Here is a 6378-nt window from a genome sequence, read left to right as displayed (position 1 = left end):
GTCATCTGCGAAATCCCGGCCGCGGCGATCAACTGCTGGCTCGATGATGGCGGCATCGACTGGACTGACCGGCGCCTCGCCGCTGGCCTCGACATCACCCATCCCCATATGCGCGCCTGCCTGTTGCGGCTCGCCGACGAAGTCCGTCATCCAGGGTCCGGCAGCGCGATCCTCGCCGAACTCATCGCCCGGCAACTGGCGATCGAAGTGGCCCGCTATTGCCAGGCGATCGGCGAAGGCCCGGTCAGCGGGGGTCTGTCCTCCTGGCGTTTGCGCCGTATTGAGGAACGGCTGCACATGCTTGGTCCACCCCCGACGCTTGGCGAATTGGCGGCGCTGTGCAACCTCTCCCCCCGCCAATTGACGCGCGGTTTTCGCGCCTCGCGGGGCTGTTCGATCGGCGACCATATCGCCCAGACCCGGATCGACATGGCCAAGCGTCATCTCGCCACCCCGCAAAGCATCAAGGAAATCGCCTTCGCGCTCGGCTTTGCCTCCCCTTCCAGCTTCGCCTACGCCTTCCGCCGCGCGACCGGCTCCACCCCCCGCCAATTTCGTCAGCGCCGTCTGTCGCCCCCATTCTCTGGCTGATTATCTATATAATGGCTTGATTACGATAGTATCTGCCTTGAAAAAACCGCAATCCATTGTCCTAGTCGCTGTACGCATAATCAGAACGCATCAGCAGGAGAGGGCGGCAGGATGATCGTCGGACGCCATTATCAAAATGCCTATGTGACCCGAAATATCGACCAGGCCGTGGCAGAGTTTAAGGAGCGGGCCGACATCCGCCAGCTCCTCGAAGCCGAAATCTCCGTCACTCTCTGGACACCCCATGGCGAAGGCATCGGCACGCAGAAGCTCGCCTTCCTCTGGATCGGCGACATGCAAATCGAGTTGATCCAACCGGGGCAGGGCGACGTCCTCGCCCTCTATCGCGACGCTCTGCCAGCCGACGACCGGCTGCGCTTCCATCATGTCTGCCACCGCGTCGATGATTGGAACGCTTTCCTGGCGCAGGTCGACCGGCAGCCCTTTCCCGTTGCGTTGAAAGGCGGAACGCCGGGCATGCTCCAGTTCCTCTATCTCGATACCCGCAAGTGGCTCGGCCACTATAGTGAATATGTCTGGATGGTCCCCGAACGCTGGGCCGCCATGGGAGGACGCACCGCATGATCAGCCTGGCCCGCTTCGGCACCCGCGACCTCGATCGCGCCAAGAGTTTCTACGACGAACTGGCCGCCCTGTTGGGGGCCGTCCGCGCCTTCGACCGCCCGGACGTCGTGGCCTACAAAACCCCCGACAGCGGCATGCTCCTCATCGGCAAGCCTTTCGCGGGCGACGCATCGCCCGGCAACGGCAACCAGGTCGGCATCCAGGCCGCCAGCCGCGCAACGGTCGATGCCGTCCATGCCAGGGCAATGGCCCTTGGCGGCCAGTGCGAAGGCAAGCCCGGCATTAGGGGCGATGACCCCAATGGCTTCTATGGTGCCTATTTCCGCGACCTCGACGGCAACAAGCTCGTCATCTTCTGCTACGGGCCACCCGACACCTGATCCACTCATAAGCCAGCACTCAACCCGCGACGATCAGGCCGGAATCGCGACAGCGATATATAAACACCCCTGTTGGTTAAGGGCTTCGCGCCACAGTCTAATCGGGCATAACGCGGCTCACAAAAGGACAATGATGACCACGCCGTTCCCGGCCTTAGATCGGGTGAGGCGCCAAATTGGGGAGGATTTTCGGATGCGGAAGACAGCCTATTATAGTATGAGCGCCAGCCTGGCGGTTCTCACCCTGGCGATGCCGGCCATCGCGCAGGAAGCACCGCAGGAAAATGGCTTCGATGCGCCCACCATCATCGTGGAAGCACGCCGTCGCGGCGAGGATGTTCAGGACGTTCCCGCCGTCGTCAACGCCGTGACCGCCCAGTCCATCGACAATCTCAACTTCCGCGAATTCACCGAAGTCAAATCGCTGGCACCCGGCCTTGAACTGACCTCCAACCCCAACGGTATCGGCGGCAATGCCCGCCTGCGCGGCGTCAATTTCGACGCCAGTGCGTCCGGCAACAACGGCACGGTCGAATTCTACTTCAATGACGCGCCAATCTCGCCGGGCGTGGTCATTCAGCAGATGTACGACATCGGCCAGATCGAAGTGCAGCGCGGGCCGCAGGGCACCTTGCGCGGTCGCGCTTCGCCGTCCGGCTCGATCACCATCACGACGCGCAAGCCTGATCTCAACCAGTTTGGCGGCTATGCGGACTGGACCGCCAATGATATCGGCACCCTTAACTTCAAGGGCGCGCTGAACATCCCCGTCATCGAAGGCATTGCGGGCATCCGCGTGTCGGGCGTGTGGGACGAAAATGAAGTCGATCGCGTCCGTCCGCTGGTGCGCAGCGCCGGCGCGCCGGACCCGCATTCGCGGACCAAGAGCTATCGTGTCGTCGGTCTCATCGAACCGGCGGATTGGATCAGGCTGGAAGGCACCTATCAATATATGGACCGCGACGCGCGGACCTATGATCAGTCGATTTCCTTTAGCGAAGCCAATCCGGCGGCCGCGCCCAGCCCGGTGCTGATCACGGCGAAGGATCGCTTGTCGATCCAGGAACAGCCACGCATCATCAATCAGCGGTTCGATATCTTCAACTGGCGCGCCGAACTCGCCCAGTGGGGTCAGCGGCTGATCTATCAGGGCCAGTACAGCAAGCAGGAATATCTATCGACGGAAAATCTGGACCGCGGCAATTTCTTCATCGGTCGCGACATCAACCAGCTCACCGACACGATCGCCAAGGGGACGTCGCATGAAATCCGGCTCCAGAATGAGGAGCGCGTTCTTGGCATATTCGACTATGTGATCGGCTTCTTTGACAGCAAGCTCGATTCGCCGACGGCCCTTAGCCAGCTGACGCCCGTGCGTCTTCCCACGGCGTTCGGGGGCGGGATTGCGTCGATCGTGACGACCAACATTTTGCGCGCCAACGACACGCATGAACAATCCTTCTTCGGCAACCTGACCGCCCAGATCGGCGACAAGACGGAAATCTCCGGAGGCCTGCGCCAGATCAAATATGACTCGCTCAGTCAGTTGGGCGTCAATGGCAACGTCATCGCCAACGATACCCAGGATCTCAAAAAGCTCATCTACAGCGCGTCGGTGAAGCATAATTTCTCTCCCGACTTTCTGGTCTATGCCGCCACCGGCAGCTCGATGCGGCCTGGTCTCAACGTCGTGGGCGACTTCAACATCGTGAAGTCGGCGCTGGAAAACAGCTTCCTCAACCTGCCGCCTGAAACCTCCAAATCCTATGAGTTGGGCTTCAAAAGCACCCTGATGGGTGGCCGGGCACGTTTCAACATGACCGCCTACCATCAGACCTACAAGAATTTCCCGTTCCGCGTCCCCAATAATGGCGTCTATTATGTGAACACCGTCGCCGTCCGCAATGGTGCGGGCCAGGTCACCGGGACGGCGCAGCAGGTCGCATCCTTCAACTTCGTCGGTGCCGTGCCGGTCGAAGTGAACGGCATCGAAAGCGAACTGAGCGTCGATGTCACGCGTAACCTTACCCTCGGCCTGACCGCCAGCTATTCGCTGGGGAAGATCAAGAATGGCAACATCCCTTGCAATGATCTGAACGCTGACGGCATACCCGACCTGGTGACTGCGGCACCATCGCTTGCGGAACTGCAGGCGGCCGTCGGTGCGGACAATCTGTCCTCCTGCGCCGTATCGCAACGTTCGTCCTTCATGCCCCCGGTAACGGCGACCTTGCAGGGCGAATATCATGTCGCCGTTTCCAGCAAAGTCGATGGTTTCCTGCGCGGACTGGTCAATTATAACGGCAAGTCGCAAGGGGATCCGAGCAATAATTTTGATCAGGTCGGCGCCTATGCCCTTGCCAACCTTTATGCCGGCATCCGCGATCCCGATGGCGGTTGGGAAGTATCGCTCTTCGCCAAGAACCTGTTCGACACGACCAAGGTTCTGACCCGCACCACGCCATTGTTCACCAGCTATCAGCAGATCACCGGCTTCACCGCAACAGGTGCGACGACGGCGGCGCAGACCTTCACCAGCACCTACACCGGTGGCACGGTCACGCCGCCGCGCGAATTCGGCATCAACGTGCGTTTCTACTTCGGATCGCGCTGAGATTTTGCGGGGCGGTCCGAACCTTGGACAGGATCGGTCGGATCGCCCCCGCAGTCTCTGCGAAGGACGCGCATCACCGGCGCTGGCGATGACGGCCCTTGCCTAATGGACAACACTGATGTTGATTTATGCCTTCTTATCCCAGGCGAGCCAGCCGGGCGGTCGTTCGGATCGTTACGGCGGGCCGCCCGAACGACAAGAGAGGCATGCCGCATGACGCAAACGCGAACCAGACGCTCCCGCGATCCTGCAGCCACACGCGAAGTCATACTGGAAGCAGCGCGTGCGCTGCTGGCGAAGGACGGGCCGGAGGGGATCAGCCTGTCCGAAGTCGCAACGCTCGCCGGGGTCAATCGCGGGACCGCCTACCAGCATTTCGAAACCCGCGAGAAACTGATCGAGGCGACCGCGGAATGGGTGTCCGACCGCATGTTCCGCGCGGTATTCGGCGACCCTGAAACCATCGGTGAACGCCGCGTCGAGCAGGTCGATATTGCCGACACGACCGACCGCCTCGCCATCTTCGCGATGGAAAACCCGGAACTGTGCCGCATCTGGCTGCTCCAGCTATTGGCTTCGCCCGATCCGATGGCCGACCCCTTCTGGCGCGAATATGAAGGGTCGCTCCAGCGCTTTGCCGAAACCGATATGGCCGAAGACGGCATCGACGTCGAAGTGTTGTCGGTGATGATGCTGTCGGGTGCGTTTCTCTGGCCGGTCTGGGCGCAATCCCATGGTCGCCCGGACCAGGAGCGGCGCGATCTCGCCCGGCGTGTGGCGCAGGAATCGCTGCGCCTGTGCATGTATGGCTCGATGCGCGCCGATCGCTTCCCCGGCATCGCCGATCGCCTCCGCAAAGGACTGACACCAACGGCACCCTCTTCGTCTCCCAAAAAGGAATAGCCCCATGTTTTCAGCCATCATGATCGACAAGACCGACGACCAGCAGAGCGTCTCGCTCCAGCAGGTCGACGAAGCCCAATTGCCCGAAGGCGATGTCACGATCGACGTCGCCTATTCGACGCTCAATTATAAGGATGGCCTGGCCATCACCGGCAAGTCGCCGGTCGTCCGCAAATTCCCGATGGTCCCCGGCATCGACCTGGTCGGCACCGTGCGCACCTCCGATCATGCCGACTGGAAGCCGGGCGACAAGGTCGTGCTGAACGGCTGGGGCGTGGGCGAAGGCCATTGGGGCGGTCTGGCGCAGGTCGCCCGGCTGAAAGGCGACTGGCTGGTGCCATTGCCCGCCGCCTTCACCGGGGCGCAGGCGATGGCGATCGGCACGGCCGGCTATACCGCCGCACTTTGCGTCGAAGCGCTGGTCAAGGCTGGCGTCACTCCCGATCAGGGCGAAATCCTCGTCACCGGTGCCACCGGTGGTGTGGGTAGCGTCGCCGTTGCCCTGCTTAAAAAAGCAGGCTTCACCGTCATCGGTTCGACCGGCAAGGCGTCGGAAGCCGATTATCTGACGCAACTGGGCGCAGCCGGCGTCATCGACCGCGCTGAACTGTCCGAAAAGGGCAAGCCACTCCAGAAGGAGCGTTGGGCTGGCGTGGTGGACTCGGTCGGCAGCTTCACCCTCGCCAATGCCTGCGCCCAGACCCGCTATGGCGGCGCGGTTGCGGCCTGCGGCCTGGCACAGGGCGCGGACTTTCCCGCAACGGTCATGCCTTTCATCCTGCGCGGCGTGCGCCTGCTCGGCGTCGACAGCGTGATGGCGCCCAAGGCGCCACGCCTTGCGGCGTGGGAAAGGCTGGCGCGCGATCTCGACCCTGCTTTGCTGGACGTGATTGCCACCGAAATCAGCCTGTCCGAAGCCGTCACGGCGGCCACCGACCTGATGGATGGCAAGGTGCGCGGGCGCATCATCGTCGACGTGAACCGCTGACCCTTACCCCAAGGACGCATCATGACCGACCAGCCGCTTTCGATCGTCGCCGGCCCCCCGCTCAGTGAAGAGCCGGGGCTGGGGGCGCTGACCTTGAGCGGCTGGTTGCGCGAGGTCACGACGCGGTCCGGCCCGGCCGAAGCGCTGGTGATGTACGAAGGGGACAGCGTCACCCGCTGGACCTATGACGATCTGTGGACGCGCGCGAACGCAGTGGCGCGCGCGCTCATCGCCTGCGGCGTGGGCAAGGGGACGCGCGTCGGCATCCTGATGACCAACCGCCCGGAATTTTTGGCGGCGGCCTTCGGCACGGCGCT

The 6378-nt window shown here is 62.4% G+C and carries 7 protein-coding genes; all 7 read left to right on the top strand.

What is annotated here, in order from left to right:
• On the top strand, positions 1 to 591 hold a 591-nt coding region (locus tag IL54_RS21830; RefSeq protein ID WP_037480815.1), incomplete at its 5' end, for a helix-turn-helix transcriptional regulator.
• 111 nt (positions 592 to 702) lie between these two features.
• Entirely contained in the window at positions 703 to 1176 is a 474-nt protein-coding gene (locus IL54_RS21825) for a VOC family protein (protein ID WP_037480421.1), read from the top strand.
• Complete coding sequence (locus tag IL54_RS21820; RefSeq protein WP_037480419.1) at positions 1173 to 1556, top strand: VOC family protein; 384 nt, start codon at positions 1173 to 1175, stop codon at positions 1554 to 1556. The genes IL54_RS21825 and IL54_RS21820 overlap by 4 nt, the downstream gene beginning before the upstream one ends.
• Before the next feature lie 193 nt (positions 1557 to 1749).
• On the top strand, positions 1750 to 4170 hold the full coding sequence (locus tag IL54_RS21815; protein WP_037480416.1) for a TonB-dependent receptor: 2421 nt from the start codon (positions 1750 to 1752) through the stop codon (positions 4168 to 4170).
• A gap of 213 nt (positions 4171 to 4383) precedes the next feature.
• A complete protein-coding gene (locus IL54_RS21810; protein ID WP_037480413.1) occupies positions 4384 to 5073 on the top strand; it encodes a TetR/AcrR family transcriptional regulator in 690 nt (229 codons plus the stop codon).
• A 4-nt stretch (positions 5074 to 5077) separates the two neighbouring features.
• On the top strand, positions 5078 to 6061 hold the full coding sequence (acuI, locus tag IL54_RS21805) for an acrylyl-CoA reductase (NADPH) (RefSeq protein WP_037480402.1): 984 nt from the start codon (positions 5078 to 5080) through the stop codon (positions 6059 to 6061).
• Between the two features lie 21 nt (positions 6062 to 6082).
• Positions 6083 to 6378 (top strand): AMP-binding protein (locus IL54_RS21800; RefSeq protein ID WP_156106345.1); only part of this gene is annotated, 296 nt, incomplete at its 3' end.

It is taken from the genome of Sphingobium sp. ba1, assembly GCF_000743655.1.
Taxonomy (GTDB): Bacteria; Pseudomonadota; Alphaproteobacteria; order Sphingomonadales; family Sphingomonadaceae; genus Sphingobium.
This window is presented reverse-complemented; position numbering and strand designations above follow the sequence as displayed.

What these genes read in the sequence shown, in the direction of transcription:
- IL54_RS21825 (WP_037480421.1), top strand. Translation starts at nt 703, where the DNA reads ATGATCGTCGGACGCCATTATCAAAATGCCTATGTGACCCGAAATATC.
- IL54_RS21820 (WP_037480419.1), top strand. Translation starts at nt 1,173, where the DNA reads ATGATCAGCCTGGCCCGCTTCGGCACCCGCGACCTCGATCGCGCCAAG.
- IL54_RS21815 (WP_037480416.1), top strand. Translation starts at nt 1,750, where the DNA reads ATGCGGAAGACAGCCTATTATAGTATGAGCGCCAGCCTGGCGGTTCTC.
- IL54_RS21810 (WP_037480413.1), top strand. Translation starts at nt 4,384, where the DNA reads ATGACGCAAACGCGAACCAGACGCTCCCGCGATCCTGCAGCCACACGC.
- acuI (WP_037480402.1), top strand. Translation starts at nt 5,078, where the DNA reads ATGTTTTCAGCCATCATGATCGACAAGACCGACGACCAGCAGAGCGTC.